The organism is Micromonospora sp. NPDC003944, assembly GCF_053605225.1.
The window spans coordinates 18,119-38,070 of the sequence record NZ_JBSGIV010000064.1 but is presented as its reverse complement, the minus strand read 5'-3'; the positions used below and the strand labels follow the sequence as shown (position 1 = coordinate 38,070).

The 19,952-nt window shown below is 72.7% G+C and carries 19 protein-coding genes; 14 read left to right on the top strand and 5 right to left on the bottom strand.

Features of this window, described 5'->3' with window-relative positions; genetic code table 11:
* Positions 1-349 precede the first annotated feature (349 nt).
* The 4 genes from ACWER9_RS26015 to ACWER9_RS26000 all read left to right on the top strand — a co-directional run bounded on the left by ACWER9_RS26015 (position 350) and on the right by ACWER9_RS26000 (position 3,606).
* Positions 350-1,006 (top strand): class I SAM-dependent methyltransferase, encoded by a 657-nt coding sequence (locus tag ACWER9_RS26015; RefSeq protein ID WP_452304298.1) that lies wholly within the window; start codon positions 350-352, stop codon positions 1,004-1,006.
* Between the two features lie 298 nt (positions 1,007-1,304).
* On the top strand, positions 1,305-1,574 hold the full coding sequence (locus tag ACWER9_RS26010) for a hypothetical protein (protein WP_452304297.1): 270 nt from the start codon (positions 1,305-1,307) through the stop codon (positions 1,572-1,574).
* Entirely contained in the window at positions 1,574-2,611 is a 1,038-nt protein-coding gene (locus ACWER9_RS26005) for a hypothetical protein (RefSeq protein ID WP_452304296.1), read from the top strand. The genes ACWER9_RS26010 and ACWER9_RS26005 overlap by 1 nt, the downstream gene beginning before the upstream one ends.
* A gap of 65 nt (positions 2,612-2,676) precedes the next feature.
* Positions 2,677-3,606 (top strand): LLM class F420-dependent oxidoreductase, encoded by a 930-nt coding sequence (locus tag ACWER9_RS26000; RefSeq protein ID WP_452304295.1) that lies wholly within the window; start codon positions 2,677-2,679, stop codon positions 3,604-3,606.
* Between the two features lie 33 nt (positions 3,607-3,639).
* Here the strand turns inward: ACWER9_RS26000 and ACWER9_RS25995 are convergent, their stop codons facing one another.
* Entirely contained in the window at positions 3,640-4,062 is a 423-nt protein-coding gene (locus tag ACWER9_RS25995) for a hypothetical protein (protein ID WP_452304294.1), read from the bottom strand.
* A 119-nt stretch (positions 4,063-4,181) separates the two neighbouring features.
* Between ACWER9_RS25995 and ACWER9_RS25990 the strand changes: the two genes are divergently transcribed.
* Together ACWER9_RS25990 and ACWER9_RS25985 are read left to right on the top strand one after the other, a co-directional pair.
* Positions 4,182-4,934 (top strand): hypothetical protein, encoded by a 753-nt coding sequence (locus tag ACWER9_RS25990; RefSeq protein WP_452304293.1) that lies wholly within the window; start codon positions 4,182-4,184, stop codon positions 4,932-4,934.
* Positions 4,931-6,208: an FAD-binding protein gene (locus ACWER9_RS25985; RefSeq protein ID WP_452304292.1), complete on the top strand. Its 1,278-nt coding sequence runs from the start codon at positions 4,931-4,933 to the stop codon at positions 6,206-6,208. Before ACWER9_RS25990 ends, ACWER9_RS25985 begins: the two co-directional genes overlap by 4 nt.
* Here the strand turns inward: ACWER9_RS25985 and ACWER9_RS25980 are convergent.
* Positions 6,193-7,359: a site-2 protease family protein gene (locus ACWER9_RS25980; protein WP_452304291.1), complete on the bottom strand. Its 1,167-nt coding sequence runs from the start codon at positions 7,357-7,359 to the stop codon at positions 6,193-6,195. The two genes, ACWER9_RS25985 and ACWER9_RS25980, sit on opposite strands and share 16 nt — an antisense overlap.
* Before the next feature lie 601 nt (positions 7,360-7,960).
* Positions 7,961-8,839: an alpha/beta hydrolase gene (locus tag ACWER9_RS25975; RefSeq protein WP_452304290.1), complete on the bottom strand. Its 879-nt coding sequence runs from the start codon at positions 8,837-8,839 to the stop codon at positions 7,961-7,963.
* Positions 8,840-8,993: 154 nt separating this feature from the next.
* Here ACWER9_RS25975 and ACWER9_RS25970 point away from each other — a divergent pair, with 154 nt between their 5' ends.
* From ACWER9_RS25970 to ACWER9_RS25955, 4 genes are read left to right on the top strand one after another with little or no spacing between them, the layout of a single operon-like run.
* Positions 8,994-9,866: an ABC transporter ATP-binding protein gene (locus ACWER9_RS25970; RefSeq protein ID WP_452304300.1), complete on the top strand. Its 873-nt coding sequence runs from the start codon at positions 8,994-8,996 to the stop codon at positions 9,864-9,866.
* A 1-nt stretch (position 9,867) separates the two neighbouring features.
* Positions 9,868-10,668, top strand: coding sequence for an ABC transporter permease (locus ACWER9_RS25965; protein ID WP_452304289.1), 801 nt, complete (start codon positions 9,868-9,870; stop codon positions 10,666-10,668).
* Positions 10,669-10,694: 26 nt separating this feature from the next.
* Positions 10,695-11,825, top strand: a complete 1,131-nt coding sequence (locus ACWER9_RS25960) for a sensor histidine kinase (RefSeq protein WP_452304288.1) — start codon at positions 10,695-10,697, stop codon at positions 11,823-11,825.
* Entirely contained in the window at positions 11,822-12,454 is a 633-nt protein-coding gene (locus ACWER9_RS25955; protein ID WP_452304287.1) for a response regulator transcription factor, read from the top strand. Before ACWER9_RS25960 ends, ACWER9_RS25955 begins: the two co-directional genes overlap by 4 nt.
* Before the next feature lie 16 nt (positions 12,455-12,470).
* Here ACWER9_RS25955 and ACWER9_RS25950 read toward each other — a convergent pair whose 3' ends face one another.
* Both ACWER9_RS25950 and ACWER9_RS25945 read right to left on the bottom strand, forming a co-directional pair.
* Complete coding sequence (locus ACWER9_RS25950) at positions 12,471-13,382, bottom strand: L,D-transpeptidase (protein WP_452304286.1); 912 nt, start codon at positions 13,380-13,382, stop codon at positions 12,471-12,473.
* Positions 13,383-13,457: 75 nt separating this feature from the next.
* The gene (locus tag ACWER9_RS25945) at positions 13,458-14,903 is read right to left on the bottom strand and encodes an alpha-amylase (RefSeq protein WP_452304285.1); all 1,446 of its coding nucleotides are present in this window, start codon (positions 14,901-14,903) and stop codon (positions 13,458-13,460) included.
* A gap of 272 nt (positions 14,904-15,175) precedes the next feature.
* Between ACWER9_RS25945 and ACWER9_RS25940 the strand changes: the two genes are divergently transcribed.
* The 4 genes from ACWER9_RS25940 to ACWER9_RS25925 are packed head-to-tail and all read left to right on the top strand — an operon-like array spanning position 15,176 to position 19,875.
* A complete protein-coding gene (locus ACWER9_RS25940) occupies positions 15,176-16,798 on the top strand; it encodes a hypothetical protein (protein ID WP_452304284.1) in 1,623 nt (540 codons plus the stop codon).
* Positions 16,798-18,261 (top strand): NADH-ubiquinone oxidoreductase-F iron-sulfur binding region domain-containing protein, encoded by a 1,464-nt coding sequence (locus ACWER9_RS25935; protein WP_452304283.1) that lies wholly within the window; start codon positions 16,798-16,800, stop codon positions 18,259-18,261. Before ACWER9_RS25940 ends, ACWER9_RS25935 begins: the two co-directional genes overlap by 1 nt.
* A 52-nt stretch (positions 18,262-18,313) precedes the next feature.
* Positions 18,314-18,976 carry a TlpA family protein disulfide reductase gene (locus ACWER9_RS25930; RefSeq protein WP_452304282.1) on the top strand — a complete coding sequence of 221 codons (663 nt, stop codon included), beginning with the start codon at positions 18,314-18,316 and terminating at the stop codon, positions 18,974-18,976.
* Positions 18,973-19,875, top strand: a complete 903-nt coding sequence (locus ACWER9_RS25925) for a cytochrome c biogenesis CcdA family protein (RefSeq protein WP_452304281.1) — start codon at positions 18,973-18,975, stop codon at positions 19,873-19,875. Before ACWER9_RS25930 ends, ACWER9_RS25925 begins: the two co-directional genes overlap by 4 nt.
* Positions 19,876-19,952 lie beyond the last annotated feature (77 nt).

Genomic DNA, 19,952 nt, shown 5'->3' with positions numbered 1-19,952 from the left:
ATCTTGGACAGTTTCCGTCCGCACAGGACGGAAACTGTCCAAGATCTCCAGCAGCACCGGGTTGCAGACGCCATCCGTCTCCGGCGGATGCGGTGACCGCGATGACCTCGCGTTGAAGGATGCCGGTGCCCGGTGGCTTGGGTGGCTGGCCGGGTGGCCCGGAGGGCTCGGTTGGCCCGGGCTGCCGGGGTGGCTCGGGTGGCCGAGGTGGCCCGGGTGGCCGAGGTGGCTCGGGCCCCGACCAGGCGCGGGCACGGATACCGCTGGCCTGGCTGCTCCAGACCGCCCCCGCCGACGATCTCGACTGAACGCCAGCATCGACGGGCCGGGCCTGTCGTATCGTTCCGAGATGGCGCAGCCGGTGTGGGCGAACCGTGACGTGTACGAGGCGTACGTGGGTCGGTGGAGCCGCCTGGTCGCGGTGGAGTTCCTGCGGGAGTTGGCAGTGCCGCCGGGGCGGCGCTGGCTCGACGTGGGCAGCGGCACCGGGGCGCTGACCTCGACGATCCTCGCCCACACGGATCCGGTTCGGGTGACCGGCATCGATCCGTCGGAGGGGTTCGTCGCGGTTGCGCGTACCCGGGTCACCGATCCCCGGGCGACCTTCCAGGTCGGTGACGCCCGGGCGCTGCCGCTGCCCGACCGTGTCGCGGACGTGGTGGTCAGCGGGTTGACGCTCAACTTCGTGCCGGAGCCCGCGCAGGCGGTGGCGGAGTTCGCCCGGGTGGTCCGGCCGGCCGGGGTGGTGGCCGCGTACGTCTGGGACTACGCCGACGGGATGGCGATGATGCGGCACTTCTGGGCCGCCGCCGCACAGCGCGACCCGGCCTCGGCCGAGCGGGACGAGGGGAACCGCACCACCGTGTGCCAGCCCGACACGCTCCGCGCGCTGTGGGAGCGGGCCGGGCTGCGGGAGGTGCTGGCCAGCCGGCTGCCGGTCGAGCCGGACGGGTCGATCCGGCTCACCGCACGGGCCTGGGCCGTACGCGGCACGGCGGCCGATTAGCCGCCACACCGACCCTTGTCGCAATCCGGACAAGACGGTAAAGCCCCTGGTAGAGCACCCTTGGGGCAGGTGGAGGTAGACGGGTGGCGGGCCACATCCCGATCCTCCGGACCGGCGGGGACAGCATCGTCCGTGCCGGTGCCGCCCGCACCCAGCCCGGCCTCGAAGCCGCGGCGGTCACGGCACAGCTGCCGTCCGTCCCCGTGCCCCGCCGGCCTTTCGCACTGTGGACCCCGCCGGGGCCCGGCGACGCTCGACCGCGCGCCGAGCCCGGCGACCGAGCCAGAAAGGGCCCGACATGGCCGCTCCCACCGCAACCGCAGCCCTGAACGCATCCGTCTTCGCACCGGGTGAGCAGATGCTGCTGACCGTCACCTACTCGGACGCCGACACCAAACCGTTGACCGTCACCATCGTGGTCACCGACGCGCAGGGCAACAGCAGCGCGCCGGTCAAGGTCACCGCGGTCATCGACCCGCTCACCGTGACCGTCTCCGACAACTCCGGGCGTACCTGGACCCGGGTCTCCGACAACGGCTCGGTGGCCGTGTATCGGTCGGTGGCGTGATGCCCCGGGTCACCGTCCAGGTCCGCGACGCCGGCGGCAACACCGCGACGGCCGCCGCCGACTACAGCCTGGGCCAACCCGTGCTCGGCGGCTACTACCTCTCCGGCGGCGCCGACCCGACCGCCGACATGGCCGGCGGCAACTTCCGGTCGCTCACCCAGTACCGCAGCTTCGCCGACGGCTACCTCTTCCCCGGTTACAACAGGCCTTGGCTTGCCAACCTGGGAAAGGCCGGGGTGCAGATGAACATGGTCCTGGAGTTGAAGAGTTACGGCGCCCCGAACTACGGGCCGCAGAGCTTCATGGTGGACGGCGTCAGCTACACCGTGCCGGCACCGTCGATGACCATCCAGGAGCGACCCGGCACCACCTGGCCGAGGGCGTACGGGTACGGCCAGGTGCTCAAGGGGCAGTGCGACGGGTTGTTCGCGCGCGCCCTGTCGCAGTACCGGGCGCTCGGCTTCGGGGTGAACATCCAGCTCGCCTCGGAGCTGGACACCGATCACGAGTTCGGCACCACCGAGGACGGCAAGGCGTACACCTGGGCCGAGTCGGACGCTCGCGCGGTGCAGGCGATGACCTACATCCTGACGTGGTTCAAGGCGCGGACGCTGCCCACCGGGACGACCTTCTCGGTGGGGTTGGGCGGCTTCGACCGGGAGTGCTTCCAGCGCACCCACCCGGAGTCGCTGATGTCCCGCCTCGACTACCTCCAGTGGAACGTGTACGGCACCAACGCCAGCCACACCGCGCTGGCCCGGTTTCGGCGCACCAAGGACTGGGCGGTGGCGGATCTCGGCCCGGTGGCGCTGTCCCGACCCGTGATCATCGCGGAGTGGGGGGTCAGGGTCGCCGAGATTCCCAACCAGGCCGCCTGGATCGCCACCGTCCCGGCGGCGATCGCCCAGCTCAACGCCGAGGGCGGACCACGGATCGTGCGCACCAACTACTTCAACTCCGGGTGGGGCACCCTGGTGCCGAAGGCGGTGGGGTTGGCAGCGCTCCGCGAGGCGTACGCCAAACGGCCGTACGTCTGAGCTGACGCCGGGGGCCCGGTCGGCATGCTGCGGCCGGGCCGACCGGGGAACCCTATGCTCGAATCATGGAACTGCGGATCTTCACCGAGCCCCAGCAGGGCGCCAGCTACGACCAGTTGCTCGCCGTCGCCCGCTGCGCCGAGGACGCCGGCTACGGCGCGTTCTTCCGGTCCGACCACTACCTGGTGATGGGTGGCGGGAGCGGCGAACCCGGCCCCACCGACGCGTGGACCACGCTCGCCGGCCTGGCGCGGGACACCAGCCGCATCCGGCTCGGCACGCTGATGACCGCCGCCACCTTCCGGCTGCCCGGCCCGCTGGCGATCACCGTGGCGCAGGTCGACCAGATGAGCGGCGGCCGGGTCGAGCTGGGCATCGGCACCGGCTGGTACGCCGAGGAGCACAGCGCGTACGGCATCCCGTTCCCGCCGCTGGCCGAGCGGTTCGACCGGCTGGAGGAGCAGCTCGCCGTCATCACCGGGCTCTGGTCCACGCCAGGCGGGGAGCGGTTCGACCACGACGGCCGGTACTACCCGGTCAGTGACTCGCCAGCCCTGCCCAAGCCGGTGCAGCAGCCGCGTCCACCGATCCTGCTCGGCGGGACGGGCCCGAAGCGCACCCCCCGGCTGGCCGCCCGCTACGCCGACGAGTTCAACCTGCCGTTCGCCTCGGTACCGGACACCGCGGCCCAGTTCGACCGGGTCCGCGCGGCCTGCGTCGAGATCGGCCGGGACCCGGCCGACATGGTCTGGTCCAACGCCCTGGTGCTCTGCTGCGGGCGCGACGACGCCGAGGTGGCCCGCCGGGCCGCGGCCATCGGCCGTGATCCGGGCGAGCTGCGGGCCAACGGTCTGGCCGGGACACCCGGCGAGGTGCTGGACACCATCGGCCGGTACGCGGAGATCGGCAGCGAGCGGCTCTACCTCCAGGTGCTGGACCTCGACGACCTGGAGCACCTGGAGCTGGTCGCCGGTGAGGTGATGGCGAAGCTCTGAGCCAGGCGGGCGGGCGTGGAACGACGCCGCCGGTCAGGCCCGGTGCACGCCCGTTCGTGCCGCGTGCGGGTCGCCCAGCACGGTGTCCAGCCGCCCGTCCCGGTCACTGTCCACATAAGTGATGTCCGGGATGCCGTCGCCGTCCACGTCGATCTGGACCACGTCGGCGACGCCGTCACCGTCGAGGTCGGTGACCACCTCCACCGAGCCGTCCAGGTGGCGGGTCACGATCGACTGGGCGCCCGGGGCGCGCGGCGGCGGGCCGGGTGCCGGCACCGGCGTCGGGGCGGGTGCGGGCGCCGGGGTGGGTCGAGGGCCGGGGGTGGGCGAGGGGTGGCTCGGCAACCCGTCGGCCGGCGGTGCGCTTGCCTGCTCGATGCCGGTCCCGGTCGGGTCCAGCTCCTCCTCGGAGGGGTAGACGTCACCTCGTGCGGCCGGATCACGGTAGCTGCTCATGGGCGTAGGGTTCCCCGACGATGACGAGAACAACCGTGCCCGATCGACCGGTGTCCTCGGTGCCCGGTTTGGCGGAAGATGCGGGGACCGACGCCACGGTCATGAACGGGGGTCCGAGCGTGGAACTGCGCCGGAGTCGGGGCGCCCGCCTGCTCGCCCTGGTCTGCGTACTCGGTGGGGTGCTCCTGCTGGTCTATCCCAGCGACGGCGCCCTGTTACGGACGATCATCGCGGTGGGGGCGATCGCGCTCGGCGCGCTGGCGCTTGTCAGCGCGCTGCGTCCGTTCCGATTCGGGATCCACCCGGACGGGCTCAGCATCCGGCGGCCCGGCCTGCGCCGGGAGATCCGGTGGGCCGAGGTCGGCGCGCTGGTCCTCGATGAGCCGCCCCGGCGCGACGGCCACCCGGAGCCGCCGCGACTGCTGCTGGTCCCCGCGCCGGGCGTGACGCTCGAGCCGGCGACCGCCCGCCATCCGCTCGACGGCCGACCGGCCATCGAGCTGCTCGTCCTCGACCAGGTTCGGGAGCAGCCCGAGCAGGTGGCCGCCGCGCTCACCCACCACGCCGGAGACCGATTCGTCGACCTGCTCGCGCTGCGACGCGACGCCTTCGACGCCCCGGACCTCCCGGTCGGCCTGCGCGGCTACCAGATGGACCGGGTCGACAGGCTGATCCGACGCGGCCAGGACGCCCTGATGTCCGGGGACGCGTCGACGCGGCAGGCGGCCCGGGGCGAGATCGAACGCGCCACCCTGGCCGGCCTGCCGATCGCCCAGCGTGGCTACCACACCCTCCAGACGGATACGGTTCTGAGCGCCCTCGTCGCCGCGTTGGCCGACCAGCAGACCACCGATCGGGAGACCGCCACATGACCCCGCAGGGACCGCAGGACGCGTCGGGCACCGGCGTTCCGCGCCGCAACTGGGCCGGCAACGTACGGTACGCCGCGAAGGCGTTCCACCGGCCCACCTCCGTCGACGACCTGCGCCGGCTCGTCGCCGGCAGCAGCCGGATCCGGGCGGTGGGCAGCGGGCACTCCTTCAACCGTCTCGGCGACACCGACGGCGACCTGGTCAGCCTCGCCGGGCTGCCTCCGGTCGTCGAGGTGGACCACGAGCGCGGGCAGGTCACCGTGAGCGGCGCGATGCGCTACGGCGATCTCGCCCGACAGCTACACACCCAGGGGTACGCGCTGGCCAACCTCGCCTCGCTGCCGCACATCTCGGTGGCCGGCGCGGTGGCCACCGCCACCCACGGCTCCGGGCAGGCCCACGGCAACCTGGCCAGCGTGGTCGCCGGGCTGGAGTTGGTCACCGCCGACGGCGACCTGCTCCGGGTCGACCGCGACACCGACGCGGACACGTTCGCCGGCATGGTGGTGGGGCTCGGCGCGCTCGGCCTGGTCACCCGGGTCACCCTCGACGTCGTACCGACCTTCGCGCTGCGCCAGTACGTACGCCTCGACCTCGACCGGGCGGCGTTGGACGAGGCGCTCGGCTCGGCGTACAGCGTGAGCGTTTTCACCGACTTCCGGACGCCCCGGCTGCGCGAGGTGTGGCGCAAACAGGTGACGGACCAGCCGCCGCCCCCGGCGGACTGGCTGGGCACCACCGCCGCCGACCAGCCCCGGCACCCGGTGCTCGGGATGCCTGCGGAGAACTGCACCCCGCAGCTCGGCGAGCCGGGCCCCTGGCACGAACGGCTGCCGCACTTCAAGCTCGGCTTCACCCCGAGCAGCGGCGACGAACTGCAGTCGGAGTTCCACGTCGCGCGGACGGCGGCCTCCGACGCGCTCGCCGCGCTCGACGACGTGGCGGAGCTGATCGCCCCGGTGCTGCTGGTGTCCGAGCTGCGGACGGTGGCGGCCGACGACCTGTGGCTCAGCCCCAACTACCGGCGAGACAGCTTCGTGCTGCACTTCACCTGGGTCGACGACACCGCGGCGGTGCTGCCCGTGGTGGCCGCCGTGGAGGAGCGCCTGGCGCCCTTCGCGCCCCGCCCACACTGGGGCAAGGTCTTCGTCACCGACCCGGCCGAGCTGTCCGCCCGCTACCCGAGGTACGCCGACTTCGCCGCGCTCCTGGCCCACCTGGACCCGAAGGGCACCTTCCGCACCGACGCGCTGGACCGCTACTTCCCCCGCTGACCCGGCCCCGCCCGGCCGCCCGGCGTGGGGGTGTGGAGGGTGCTGCGTTGGACGGCGCGGCTGATGTCGCTGGGGGAGACGATCCCGGTCAGGTGGCCGTCTTCGGTTACCACCAGTGCTCGGCCGTCGGCGCACGCGGTGAGCCGGGGGAGCAGGTCGTTGAGCTGTTCGCCGGGCTGGGCCAGCACCAGTTCGTCGGCCCGGCAGGCCACCTCGGCCAGCGTGGTCGACGCCCGCCGCTCGGGTGGCACGCCCCGCACCCGGTCGACGGTGACCAGACCGGTCGGCCGGCCGTCCTCGGTCAGTGGCAGCGCCGAATGCCGGTACGCGAACAGGTAGTGGTCGACGAAGTCCGCGACAGTCATCTCCGCCGAGGCGGTCTGCGGCTGCGGGGTCATCACGTCGCCCACCCGGATCCCGCGTAGGGCGGTCCCGGTGCGGGCCTGCCGTTCCTCCATCCCGGCCGCGCCGATCAGGAACCAGCCGATCAGCGCCAACCAGAGCCCACCGAAGCCGACCCCGGACAGGAACTGCCACAGCCCCAGGCCGATCAGCAGCACACCCAGCACCCAGCCGGCCCGGGCGGCGACCACCGACGCCCGGGTCCGGTCGCCGGTGGCCTTCCAGACCGCGGCGCGCAGCAGCCGACCACCGTCCAGGGGTGCGGCCGGCAGCACGTTGAAAATGGCAAGCAGTACGTTGATGCCCGCCAGCCAGGCCACCGCCCCGAACAGCAGCCCGCCCTGCCCGGCCAGCGCGAGCACCGCCGCGATGGCGCCGAAGAACGCCCCGATCAACAGGCTCACCAGAGGGCCCACGCCCGCGATCCGCAACTCCGCGCCCGGGTCACGCGGCTCGCCCCGCAACTCGGCGACGCCGCCGAACAGCCACAGCGTGATGCCGTCGACCTCCAGCCCGTTGCGCTTGGCCACCACCGCGTGCGAGACCTCGTGGGCCAGCAGGCCGACGAAGAAGACCACCGCCGCCGCCAGCCCGGCGAGGGTGTACGCCACGGGCGAGCGATCGGGGTACGAGCGCGGGAACTGGTTGGCGGCCAGCCCCCACGCGATCAGCGCGAAGATGACCAGCACGCTCCAGTTGACGCCGACCGGCACTCCCGCGACCCGGCCAAGCCGGAAACTGGCCCTCATCCCACCGAGGTACCCCGCCAGACCGCCGGCATGCCGACGAATCAAGCCCGTCGCGTGCCTTGTCGATCAGGTCCGGCTCGCGATCAACGCCGCGTTCGGCTCGGCCGCTCAACGGAGAGGCCTGATCCAGCTCAACCCGTGTCCGCCGGCTCAGCCCGGCCGTCCGCGGCTCAGCCTGGCCGTCCGCCGGTTCTCTCGATGAGCGGTATACCTCTGAGTCATATAAATACCTCTGAGGTATATCGCTTCCGCTTGGTCGTTGGTCGGGGCGGCTCGGTCGGGGGTCGCGGGCGTCCCGAATGCGGGTCCCGGTCTCGCGGGGCGGCGTTCGGTCACCAAGATTCGCGCAACATCAGGGATGGTGCCGCCTCCGACCCGCATGAGACAGCACTATCCCTGATGTTGCGGCGATCTTGGTCCGTTCGACCGGGGCCAGAGCTGCCGAGCCGAGTCGTCGCCGGATGGCCGGGTGCGGCGGTGGTGACCGTGGCCGCCTCCGTCGTGTCGCTCCGGCTTCATGAAGTCGGGGGGTCCCTGTGGGAGGGATGCCCCGACTTCGTGAAAGGCGAGTGGATCAAGCCCCGGGTGATGGGCGGCCCGGTCAGCGGCGGGGGGCTTCGCTGGCGATCGTCGCCTCGCGGGGTAGGGCCGCCGCGCGCAGCGCCCAGTCCAGTGCGTAGTCGGCGATCGGCTCCCAGCCGGGCTGTCCGACGGTGAAGTGTGATCGGCCGGGGAACCCCTCGTATGCGGTGAGGGCGCGGGACTTCTGGTAGAGCCCGGCGTTGGCGCGGACCACCGACGCCGGCACCACGTGGTCGGACTCGCCGGCCATCAGCAGCAGCGGTGCCCGGTCGTTGCGCCCGATGTCGACGCGGGCGGGTGAGCGGGGGTCGACGTTGGCGAAGGCGCCCTCGAAGAAGACCCGGCCGGCACCGGGGACGGCGTAACGCTGCCAGGCCCGGTCGGAGTCCTCGCGGCTCATCGTGTTGCCGAAGGTGTAGGCGAAGTCGTCAGGGGTGAACGGGACGGCCTTGCTGCGGTTGGCGGGGCTGCGCAGGATCGGGAAGCCCGAGCGCAGCTGACTCAGCGGTACCTTGAGCACCCCCTTGATCGCTGCGGGATGCACCCCGACCACCGCCGCGCCGAGGCCCCGGTCGGCGAGGACCTGCGCGAAGAGGCCACCGAACGAGTGCCCCATGATGATCGGCGGTCGGGGCAACGCCCGAATGATCTTGTCGTAGTGCGCGACGATCGTGGCCATGCTCTGCTCGGCGATCGGGGCGGGGTCGTCCCGCAACTGCTCCACCGACCGGTCCATGCCGGGCCACGCGGGGGAGATGACGTGCATGCCGCGTTCGGTGTAGCGCTGGGCCCACCCCTCCCAACTGCGTGGCGTCATCCAGAGTCCGTGGATCAGCACGATCGTGTCGACCTGACCCTGCGGCGTGGCACCCATCGCGTCCTCCCGGTGTCGCGGCATCGGCCCGGCGGTTACCCGTTGCCGGGCGGGGAAACCCTCCGGGGGAGCGGGCCCCTGACAAATGTCACGGTCGGGGCGTGACGACCGCTCCGGGCACCGGGGTACGCGCCGCCGGAGCATGATTGGCATGACCAGTACGCATCCGGCTGTCGAGTTGGACGGCCTCACCAAGAGCTTCGGCGCGGTCACCGCGGTCGACGGGTTGAGCCTTCGGGTGCAGCCCGGCGAGGTGGTGGCGTTCCTCGGTCCGAACGGCGCGGGCAAGACCACCACCATCGACATGCTGCTCGGGCTGTCCCGCCCGGACACCGGCACCGTCCGCGTCCTCGGAGGCAGCCCTGACGACGCGGTGGCCCGAGGTCGGGTGGCCGCCGTACTCCAGACCGGCGGGTTGCTCAAGGACCTCACCGTGGGTGAGACGGTGCGGATGACCGCCCACTTCTACCGGCACACCCGCCCGGCGGCGGAGGTGCTGGAGCGGGCCGGCATCACCGACATCGCCGACCGGGTGGTCGGGCGCTGCTCGGGTGGTCAGCAGCAGCGACTGCGCTTCGCGCTGGCTCTGCTGCCCGACCCGGACCTGATGGTGCTCGACGAGCCGACCACCGGCATGGACGTCGAGGGGCGGCGGGACTTCTGGCAGGCTCTCCGCCGCGACGCCCGCCGTGGACGGACCGTTATCTTCGCCACCCACTACCTGGACGAGGCGGACGCGTACGCCGACCGGATCGTGCTGGTCCGCCAGGGGCGCATCGTCGCCGACGGCACCACCGCCGAGATCAAGAACCTGGCCGCCGGCCGTACGGTGCGGGCCACCCTGCCCGGTGCCGACCAGGCCGCGCTCGCCGCGCTGCCCGGCGTGGACGCCGTGGAGGTGCGCGGCGACAGCGTGCTGGTGCGCACCGGCGACTCGGACGCGATCGCGCGGCACCTGCTGACCCGGACCGCCGCCCGGGACGTCGAGATCACCTCCCGCAACCTCGAGGACGCCTTCCTCGCCCTGACCACCACGCAGACCGGAGCCTGAGATGACCACCTCCACCCCCGTCCGCCCCGGTGTCACCGAGCCGGACCGCCGGCTGCCCGCACTTGGCGGGTTCGCCCCCGGTGCCCTGCTCATCGAGGTGCGTCGGGTGCTGCGCAACCGCCGTACCCTCGCCTTCACGCTGATCATGCCGGGCGTCTTCTTCCTCATCTTCGGCCTGCCGCAGGGCGGGCAGTCGCTGGACAACGGTCGGCCGGTGACGGCGTACATCATGATCAGCCTGGCGGTGTACGCGGCCATGGTGGCGACCACGAGCGTCGGTGGTGCGGTGGCCACCGAGCGCGCGCTGGGGTGGAGTCGGCAACTGCGGCTCACCCCGCTCCGCCCGGCCGCCTACGTGGCCACCAAGCTGATCACCGCGATGAGCCTCGGTCTGCTCGCGGTCGTCATCGAGTTCCTGGTGGGCGCGGTGGCAGGTGTCCGCGTCCCGGCGTACGTCTGGCTGCTGTCCGGGCTCGCCGCGTGGGTCGGCTCGCTGGTCTTCGCCGCGTTCGGTCTGTTCATCGGGTACCTGGCGCCGGCCGAGAACGTCATGCAGATCATCGGTCCGGTCCTGGCGGTGCTGGCCATGTTCGGCGGGCTGTTCGTGCCGGTCGAGGTGTTGCCGGACGTGCTCCAGCAGGTCGCGACGTTCACCCCGGTGTACGGCATGGGCGTGCTGGCCCGCGCCCCGCTGACGGGCGACGGGGTGAGCATGGCGGCGGTGGTGAACCTCGTCGTCTGGGCGCTGCTCTTCGGTGTCGGCGCGGCCCGGCTGTTCCGCCGGGACACCGCGCGGGTCTGAGCGACCGGGCCGCTAGCGTGAACCCGATGGACCTCTCGACCGGGCAGCCCTGGCCGGTGAGCCGCCACTGGCGGGTCACCGGCTGGCTGCTGGCCGCCGTCTGGCTGTTCTTCCTCAACGTGCCGCTTGCCACCGCGCTGCACCAGCCGGAGCCGTGGCGGCGGGTCCTCGGTGTGGTGGCCCTCGTCGTCTTCGGCGTCGGTTACGTGTTGCTGTTCCAGTGGGCGCGCAAGCTGCGCCAGTCCCTGTCGCCCATCCCGAGGGGTCGGGCGCGGGCCGGGCTGGCGCTGCTGCTCGCGGTGGGCCTGGCCAGTCTTCCGGGCACCGGCGGGGACTGGCTGGCCACCCTGGTCTACGTGGCCGCGGCGGCGGTGTTCCTGCTGCCGCCGTGGGAGGCGTTGGTCGTCGTCGTGCTCTGTGCGGTGACCCCCGTGCTGGCGTCCTGGCTGGTGTCGGGGTGGGAGGCGGAGCACGGCATCGTCTTCGCGGTGCTGCTCGCCTCGTTCGCCATGTTCGGGGTGGCCCAACTGGCCCAGCGCAACAGCGAACTCCGGGCCGCCCAGCAGGAGATCGGCCGGCTCGCGGTCGCCGAGGAGCGGTCCCGCGCCGCCCGCGACCTGCACGACATCCTCGGGCACTCGCTGACCGTGGTGGCCATCAAGGCCGAGTTGGCCGGGCGTCTGATCGAGGTCGACCGGGAGCGGGCCGCCGCCGAGATCGCCGAGGTGGAGGCGCTGGCCCGGGCCGCGCTTGCCGACGTACGACAGACGGTCGGGGCGTACCGCGAGGTGAGCCTCGCCGCGGAGCTGGCCGGCGCCCGTTCGGCGCTGGCGGCGGCGGGCATCGCGGCGGACGTGTCGACGGAGGTGCCGGAGCTGGCGGAGGAGTGGGACCGGCTGTTCGGCTGGGCGGTACGGGAAGGGGTGACGAACGTGGTCCGGCACAGCGGGGCGCGGTGCTGCGTGATCCGGGTGCACCCGGATCGGGTCGAGATCAGTGACGACGGCCGTGGCCCGTCCACTCCCGACCCGAGCGGGCACGGGCTTGTCGGCCTGCGGGAGCGGGCGCGGTTGCTGGACGCGGTGGTGACCGTCGGCCGCCGGCCGGAGGGCGACGGTTTTCTGCTGCGGGTGCACGCGCCGGGAGAGGCCCGGTGAGCGGAGGGTCCACGCCGATCCGGCTGCTGCTCGCCGACGACCAGGCGCTGGTCCGGGGTGCGCTGGCCGCCCTGCTCTCGCTCGAGGAGGACCTCACAGTGGTCGCCGAGGTCGGTCGGGGCGACGAGGTGGTGCCGGAGGCCCGCCGCAGCGCACCCGACGTCGCCCTGCTTGACGTGGAGATGCCCGGCCTGGACGGCATCGCCGCGACCGCCGCGTTGCGGGCCGCGCTGCCGACCTGCCGGGTGCTCGTGGTGACCACCTTCGGTCGGCCCGGCTACCTGCGCCGGGCGATGGAGGCCGGCGCGAGCGGCTTCGTGGTCAAGGACACCCCGGCCCGGCAGCTCGCCGACGCGGTCCGCCGGGTGTACGCCGGCCTGCGGGTGGTCGACCCGACGCTTGCCGCGGAGACCCTGGCCGCCGGAACCAGCCCGTTGACCGAGCGGGAGACCGAGGTGCTGCGGACCGCCCGCGGCGGTGGCACGGTCGCCGACCTGGCCAGGACGCTGCACCTGTCCGAGGGGACGGTACGCAACCACCTCTCGGCGGCGATCGGCAAGACCGGTGCGCGTAACCGGGCCGACGCGATCCGGGTCGCGGAGCAGAACGGCTGGCTGCTCGGCGAGTGACCGGCTGCGCCGGCGCTCAGGCGGTCGGTGGCGGTTCGGCCAGTTGGTCGACGACGACGACGCTGCTGCCGGGACGGACCTCGGCGAGCAGCTCCCGCTGACCGCTGCGGGTCAGCCGGATGCAGCCGTTCGTGGTGTTCTCGCCCAACTCGTCGTCGTGCTGCCAGGTGTGCACCCCGATGTGCGCGCCGCGCAGCCCGGACGGCACCGACTCCGGGTCGTCGGGCACCGAGCCGAGGGCGTAGATGTCCACCCCGCCGTAGACCTCCTCGGGTGGTGGGGTGCGGCCCAGGATGAAGGTCCGGCCCAGTGGGGTCTCCTGACCGGACTGGCCGAGGCTGACCTCCCAGGAGCGCACCGCCTTGCCGGCCCGGTACCAGGTGAGCCGGTGGACCTTGCGTTCCACCACGATCTGGTCGCGAAGCGGCACCGTCTCGAACCCGCCGGGCGGCAGCCAGGCGAGCCGGCGGTTGGCCGAGGGCAGCAGGACGGCCGTCCAGCCGGCGCGTCGCTCGGCGATCGGCATGGTCAGCTCGACACCGCGGATCGTCGGTTCGAGGAAGGCGCGCGGCCGACCGCCGGGCGCGTCGTACGCGGCGATCCGTCTGGTCGGGTGCACGCCTTCGGTGAGCGGTGTGACGTCCATGGTGGCCGGATCGGCCGGGAACCCTCCGGGTGCGGGGTCGTAGTCGACCACCGGCAGCCCGTCCGGTGCGGGCGCGGCCGGGGGGATCGACTCCTCCGGGCTCTGGTCCACGCTGCTCGGCGTCGGGTCGGCCAGCACGACGTTGCGGTCGTCGGGGGCCGTCGAGCTCGGGGTGAGGGCCTGGCCGACAAGCAGCGCGGTCACCAGCAGCGCGGGTACGCCGAGGGCGGCGGCCACCCAGAGGCCGCGACGGCGGTACGGAGTCTTTCGGTCAAACGGCACGAAACCACTCTATGGTGGCGGATGCTTCGGGGCCCCCGGTTCGGCGAGACCCGCCGTCCGGGAGCCCCGATCGCGTCAGACCCGGGCGCCGATGTGGATCGCCACGGCGTCGTGCGCCGGCACGTTCGCCGCGAACCAGCCGTTACCGTCCACCGTGATCACTGGCCCGCTGCACGAGCCGCCCGCGTACGTGCCGTGGATGACGTCGCAGTACCGACCGGCGGGCAGCCCGGTGTAGTAGGAGCGGCCGTTCACCGCGGCGTCCTCGTCGTTGACGGTGACGAAGCCCTTGCCGCTGCGGCTGAACGCGATGTGGTTGTTGCCGTTGTCGTACCAGTTGGCCACCCCGGCGCCCTCGGTGGCGTTGCGGAAGCCCACCATGTTGGCGATCACCGGCCAGCGGTGTTCGCACTCCCAGCCCGAGTAGCAGGCGGTGTTCAAGGTCTTGTTGCTGCCGTCCGAGGGCGGGCCGGCGTCCCGGTTGCTGAAGGTGTAGCTGGACATGACCGTCGGGGAGCCGTACGGCCAGGCCAGCATGAAGGCGTTCGCGAGCGCGTAGATGCCCCGGTCGCGGTAGGTCAGCACCCCACCCGAGTCGCGTTGGGTGTCGTGGTTGTCCACGAACACCGAGGCCGGGCCGGTGGGCAGGTGCCCCCAGCCCTCGCCGAAGTTGCGCAGGTACGCCAACCGTTCGGAGCGGAACACCCGGGCCAGGTCCTTGCCGTAGCGGAACTCGTGCACGTCACCGTTGCCGGTGTACTCGGTCGGTTGCACCGGCTCGCCGGCGCCGTAGATGACCTCCTGCACGATGTACGCGGAGCGGGACAGCTTGCCCCTGATCGCCGCGATGTCGGCGGCCGGCATGTGCTTGCTGGCGTCCAGCCGGAAGCCGTCCACGCCGAGCGAGAGCAGGTCGTTGAGGTACGAGGCGATCTTCGTGCGGACGTAGTCCGACTCGGTCGACAGGTCCGAGAGGTTGACCAACTCGCAGTTCTGCACCTCGTACCTGTCGTTGTAGTTGGCGATGTCGTCGCCGCCGTTGCGCCCGCAGTGGTGGAAGTCCTGGGTCTGGTAGATGCCCGGGTAGTCGTAGTGCGAGTAGGACGAGCCGGCCCAGCCGGTGCCGCCGTTGGCCTGACCGGACATGTGGTTGATCACCGCGTCGACGATCACCTTGACCCCGGCCGCGTGGCAGGTGGCGACCATCGACTGGAACTGGGCCCGGGTGCCCTTGCGGGACTCGATCCGGTAGCTGACCGGCTGGTACGCCATGTACCACTGGTTGCCCCGCACGTGCTCCTGTGGGGGTGAGACCTGGACGTAGCCGTAGCCCTTGGGGCCGAGGGTGCTCTGGCACTCGCTGGCCACCGAGGGCCAGTTCCACTCGAAGAGTTGGACGATGACCTTCTTGCCGCCCGGCGGGGCGGCGACGGCCGGGGTTGCCGGCACGGTGGTGGGCGCGAACAGGCTGGCGATCAGGCCGAGGGTGAGGAGCGCCGAGCCGCGTCGTCGTCGGTGCATGGGGACTCCTGACGGGAGCGGGGGTGGTGGTGCGGTGGGGGAGTGCCGGGTTGTCAGAATCTTGCAACCCTGGCTGAAAGTTGCTGAAAGATTACAAGCGTGTTGCAGCGACTGTCAATGCATGGACATCTGTCGCTGTCCCGCGTGCAGCGGGAAGTGGGCGCAACGCACGGCTGTGCCCCTCGGTTCGATTCTGGCCCAAGAAATTTTCGTCGCCGGGTGATCCGCGCGCCCCGCCGGTCCGTACTGGATGGGGGAGCAGGGGTCGGCCGGTGGTACGCCGCCGCGAGACGATCGAGGAGCAGATGGCCCGGGCACAGCAGGACAACAAGGCGGCGACCGTCCGGACCAGCGCCAGCAGTCGGGGGGTGCGTACTCCGTCACGGTCGGCGAGCGCCCTCCTGATCGCGTCGCTGCTCGCGGCGCTCTGGGCGGCGATCATGCTGACCGGCGCCGGCCAGAAGGCGTACGCGTATGGCTTCTTCTTCACCGAGTTCTTCGCCGGGGTGATCTCCCTGGTGACGTTGAGCCTGACCGTGATGCTCGGTCTGCTCGCCACCGACCGACTGGTGCTGCGCATTCCGCACCGGGTGCTGATGCAGTCGGCGCACCGGGCCACCGGCGTGCTGGGCGTGGCCGGCCTCGGCTTCCACGTCCTCACCAAGATCGCCACCGGGCGGGCGGCGGCGACCGACGCGCTGGTGCCGTTCGTCGGCGGCCGAGGGCTCTACGTGGGGCTCGGCACCGTCGCCGCACTGCTGATGGTCAGCGTGATCTGGACCGGCATCATCCGCGCCCGCTTCGCCGACGTCGGTCCGAAGTGGCTGTGGCGGGCCCTGCACTCCGTCGCGTACCTGGCCTGGCCGTTCGCCGTGGTGCACGGCCTCAACGCCGGTCGCGCCGCAGCGCCCTGGGTGATGTTCAGCTACCTGGGCTGCATCCTGCTGGTGGTGCTGGCCCTGCTGGTCCGGCTCTCGGTCAGCATCGGTCGGCGCAGCCGCGAGCAGCACCAGGCAGCGGTGCGCAACGCGGTGATGGCTGGCCGGGCCGAGGAGGCGAAGACCGCCCGAACGCTGCTTGCCGGGTTGGGGCGGCGCAGCAAGCCCGCCGACAAGCGTCCCGCCTGGGCGGACACCACCACCGCCACCTGGGCCGCCCCGGCCGCGCGGCGCGACCCGGAACGGTTCACCGTCCCGGTGGTGCCCGAGCCCGGCTCGCTCGTCGAGCCGGCCCGGCCCACTCGACGCCGCCGGGAGGAGGAGCCGGCCGCCCGCCGCGACGCCGAACGGTCCTCGCGCGGCCGACGTGCCGAGGAGGAGCCGACGACCCGTCGGTCGGCCCGGCGCAGCGTGGAGGAGACCGACACCCGTCTACGCGACGAGGAGGAGGTCGAGCCGGTGACCCGGCGGCGCGCCTCGCGTACCCGCGACGAGGTGGCACCGGCCGGACGGCGCCGTGCCGAGGAGCCGGCCGCCGAGCGGTCCCGTCGCCGGTCCCGCAGCGAGGACGACGGCAGCCGCTACTCGGCGCCGCCGCAGCCGGCCCTCGACGAGCCCGAGGAGCCGTGGGACAGCCCGCGCCGGTGGCAGGGCAGCGAGCCGGTCTCCGCCGAGCCGATCTCCAGCAACCCGATCTCGTCGGCGCCGCGCAGCGGCAGCGGCCGGCACAGCGTCGAGGACGACCTGCCCGAGGAGCCGGACTACTGGCGTCCGCCGGCCCGGTACGTGCCGGACGAGGTGCCGCCGCCCGTCGACGACACCCCGACCCTCGTCGACCTGGCGTCCCGCCGCGCCAAGCGGGCCGCCGGCGACGGCCGCTCCGCCAAGCGCCGCAAGGCGAGCGCCGACGCGGTGGACGGGGCCTACTGGGCCGGTCTGCGGGGTGAGGCGAAGTGATGCGGACCGCCGTGCCGCCGGTCGCCTGCGTGGGTGAGCCCCGGCTCACCGCCGGCTTCGCCGAGTACGGCCGACTCGACCTGCGCGCGCACGAGGACGTGCACGGACCGATCGGCCCGATGGAGCCCGCGCAACTGCTCCAGCTCGCCGAGGGCATGCAGCTCAAGGGCAAGGGCGGGGCGGGGTTCCCGTTCGCCCGCAAGATGCGCGCGGTGCTGGAGTCCTGCGAGCGGCAGGACCTGGCCGCCGTGGTGGTGGTCAACGCCACCGAGGGGGAGCCGGCCAGCTGGAAGGACAAGGTCCTGCTGACCCGCGCCCCGCACCTGATCCTGGACGGCGCGGCGCTGGCCGCGTACGCGCTGGACGCCGACGAGATCGTGATCGGCGTGGCGGACGACGGGGTCGGCCGGGACTCGCTGATGGAGGCCCTCGACGAGCGCCGGATGCCGGTGCAGACGACGATCGTGACCGTGCCGCACCGGTTCATCTCCGGTGAGGGCGGCGCACTCGTCAACGGCATCAACGGGCTGCCGCACATCCCGCCCGGCACCAAGAAGCGCTCCAGCGACTCCGGGGTCAGCGGCCTGCCCACCCTGCTGTCCAACGCCGAGACGTACGCCCAACTCGCCATCGGCGCCCGACTGGGCCCGTACGAGTACGCGGCGCTCGGCACCGACGACGAGCCGGGCACCGTGCTGCTCACGGTGACCGGCGCGGCGGGTCGACCGGCCGTGGTGGAGTGCACCGCAGGCATGCCGCTGCGCGACGTCCTCGACCTGTGCGAGGTGCCGGACGTCCAGGGCATCCTGATGGGCGGCTACCACGGCAAGTGGATCACCCCGGAGGCGGCGGAGAAGGCCGAGGTCTCCCGCAAGGGTCTGGCCGCCGTGGGGGGCACCCTCGGCGCCGGCATCATCGTCCCGCTCGGCGTCGACACCTGCCCGCTCGGTGAGGCCGCCCAGGTGGTGCGCTACCTGGCCGGCGAGTCCGCCGGCCAGTGCGGACCGTGCAAGATGGGCCTGCCGGACCTGGCCCGCGCGGTGGACCTGGCCGTCGCCGGCAGCCAACCGGCGGACGTCGTGCGCGCCGCCGCCGGCGAGGTGAGGGGCCGGGGCGCGTGCAGTCACCCGGACGGCACCGCCCGGTTCGCGCTCTCCGCGATCGAGGTCTTCACCGAGGACCTGCGGCTGCACAGCACCGGCGACGGCTGCGGCCGACGGGTCAAGGGCGTGATGGGGCTGCCGGGCGCACCCGACGCGAACCCGCAGAAGCTCACCCTGGACTGGTCGCGCTGTGACGGGCACGGCCTCTGCGCGCACGTCGTACCGGACTTCATCCGGCTCGACGCGAACGGATTCCCCGCCTTCCCGGCCACCCCCGTGCCGACCTGGCTGCGCGAGGGCGCGTTGAAGGCGGTCAAGGTCTGCCCGGAGCTGGCGCTGCGACTCGCCAAGGCCGAGTAGGCAAGCTTCGAGGTCCAGCAGGGGTCCCTTCCGGACCGGAACGGAGAAGCGGATGCGGATCGGCATGGCGTGCGGAACGCTCGGGCGGGTGCGCCCTCGGGCAGGGGTCGGGCAACTGCGCCGCGCCGTCACCGTCGGCGCGCTCGTCACGGCCCTGTTCGGCGTCGCCGCCTGTACCGGTACCGCGCCCGGTGGGCCCGTCGCCGCCGGATCGCCTCCGGCTTCGACCGGCTCGCCGACCACCCCGACCACGCCGACCGGGACGCCGGCCACGCCGAGCGGCGGACCACCCGCCGCTGCGGCGCAGGTCCCGGACGTGCTGCGCTTCACCGGGACCACCCTCGGCGGGGCCGCGTTCGACGCGGCCCAGCTCGCCGGCCGGCCGGTGGTGCTGTGGTTCTGGGCGCCGTGGTGCGCCACCTGCGCCAGCCAGGCCTGGACGGTGGCCGAGATCGCACCGAAGTACCGGGACACCGTGCCGATCGTCGGCGTCGCCGGGCTCGGCGAGCGGAAGGCCATGAAGGAGTTCGTCACCGAGTTCGAGCTCGGCGCGACGCCGCAGATCGAGGACGGCAAGGGCGTGCTCTGGAAGCGGTTCAAGGTGACCGAACAGAGCATCTTCGTCATCATCGACCGGAACGGCGCAGTCGTCCACCAGGGCTTCCTGGACGGTGAGGCGCTCACCGCCAAGGTCGCCGCACTGGCCGGGGCGTGACCGCCGCACTGCTGCTCGCGCTGACCGCCGGCATGCTCGGCGCGGTCAACCCGTGCGGCTTCGCGCTGCTGCCCGCGTACCTCTCGCTGTTGGTCGCCGGGACGTCGGACACCCGCGGCGCGGTCGGCCGCGCGCTCACCGCGGCGGCCGGGCTGACAGTGGGGTACGTGCTGGTGTTCGGCGCGTTCGGCCTGGCGCTCGCGCCGCTTGCCGGCTGGTTACGGCCCCGGCTGCCGTGGCTGACCGTGGCGCTCGGGGTGCTGCTGGTGGTGGCCGGCTGCTGGTTGCTTGTCGGTCGGCGGCTGCCAGCCCCCGGCTGGTCCGCACGGGCCCCCCGACTGACCCGGTCCTGGCCGTCGATGGCGCTGTTCGGCGCGGCGTACGCGCTGGCGTCGCTCGGCTGCGCCATCGCGCCGTTCCTGGCGATCGTGGTGACAAGCCTCCAGGCCGGCTCGACCGGCCAGGGGTTGGCGCTGTTCGGCGCGTACGCCCTCGGGATGGGTCTGGTGGTCGCGGTCGCCGCGCTCGGGGTGGCGCTGCTGCGCGACGGTCTGGTGGCCCGGCTGCGCGTCGCCGGCGCGCTGGTGCCCCGTCTCGGTGGCCTGGTGCTGGTGCTCGCCGGCGGCTACGTCGCCTGGTACGGCTGGTACGAGCTGCGGCTTGCCGCCGGCCGCCGGGACGCGCTGCACGACCCGGTCATCCGGGTGGCCGCCCAGGTCCAGCGAGCCCTGGCCAACACCGTGGACCGGATCGGCCCGACGGTGCTCCTCGCCGCCTTGGCCCTCCTCCTCGTAACCGCGTTCTTCCTGAAGCGCCGCCCCACCCCAGCCCTCGTTGATCATGAAGTTATCGCCCCGACGCGCCGAGGCGAGGGGCAACAACTTCATGATCAACGGTGAGGAAGCGGTGGGGATCTGAGGTAACGCGTTTGGTCTTGACATCTGGAAACGATCATCGGAGGCTGGCTGACAACGTT

Bases quoted from the DNA above. Each gene is read 5' to 3' on its own strand.
- ACWER9_RS26015 (WP_452304298.1), top strand. From the start codon at position 350: ATGGCGCAGCCGGTGTGGGCGAACCGTGACGTGTACGAGGCGTACGTG.
- ACWER9_RS26010 (WP_452304297.1), top strand. From the start codon at position 1,305: ATGGCCGCTCCCACCGCAACCGCAGCCCTGAACGCATCCGTCTTCGCA.
- ACWER9_RS26005 (WP_452304296.1), top strand. From the start codon at position 1,574: ATGCCCCGGGTCACCGTCCAGGTCCGCGACGCCGGCGGCAACACCGCG.
- ACWER9_RS26000 (WP_452304295.1), top strand. From the start codon at position 2,677: ATGGAACTGCGGATCTTCACCGAGCCCCAGCAGGGCGCCAGCTACGAC.
- ACWER9_RS25995 (WP_452304294.1), bottom strand. From the start codon at position 4,062: ATGAGCAGCTACCGTGATCCGGCCGCACGAGGTGACGTCTACCCCTCC.
- ACWER9_RS25985 (WP_452304292.1), top strand. From the start codon at position 4,931: ATGACCCCGCAGGGACCGCAGGACGCGTCGGGCACCGGCGTTCCGCGC.
- ACWER9_RS25980 (WP_452304291.1), bottom strand. From the start codon at position 7,359: ATGAGGGCCAGTTTCCGGCTTGGCCGGGTCGCGGGAGTGCCGGTCGGC.
- ACWER9_RS25975 (WP_452304290.1), bottom strand. From the start codon at position 8,839: ATGCCGCGACACCGGGAGGACGCGATGGGTGCCACGCCGCAGGGTCAG.
- ACWER9_RS25965 (WP_452304289.1), top strand. From the start codon at position 9,868: ATGACCACCTCCACCCCCGTCCGCCCCGGTGTCACCGAGCCGGACCGC.
- ACWER9_RS25960 (WP_452304288.1), top strand. From the start codon at position 10,695: ATGGACCTCTCGACCGGGCAGCCCTGGCCGGTGAGCCGCCACTGGCGG.
- ACWER9_RS25945 (WP_452304285.1), bottom strand. From the start codon at position 14,903: ATGCACCGACGACGACGCGGCTCGGCGCTCCTCACCCTCGGCCTGATC.
- ACWER9_RS25935 (WP_452304283.1), top strand. From the start codon at position 16,798: ATGCGGACCGCCGTGCCGCCGGTCGCCTGCGTGGGTGAGCCCCGGCTC.
- ACWER9_RS25930 (WP_452304282.1), top strand. From the start codon at position 18,314: ATGCGGATCGGCATGGCGTGCGGAACGCTCGGGCGGGTGCGCCCTCGG.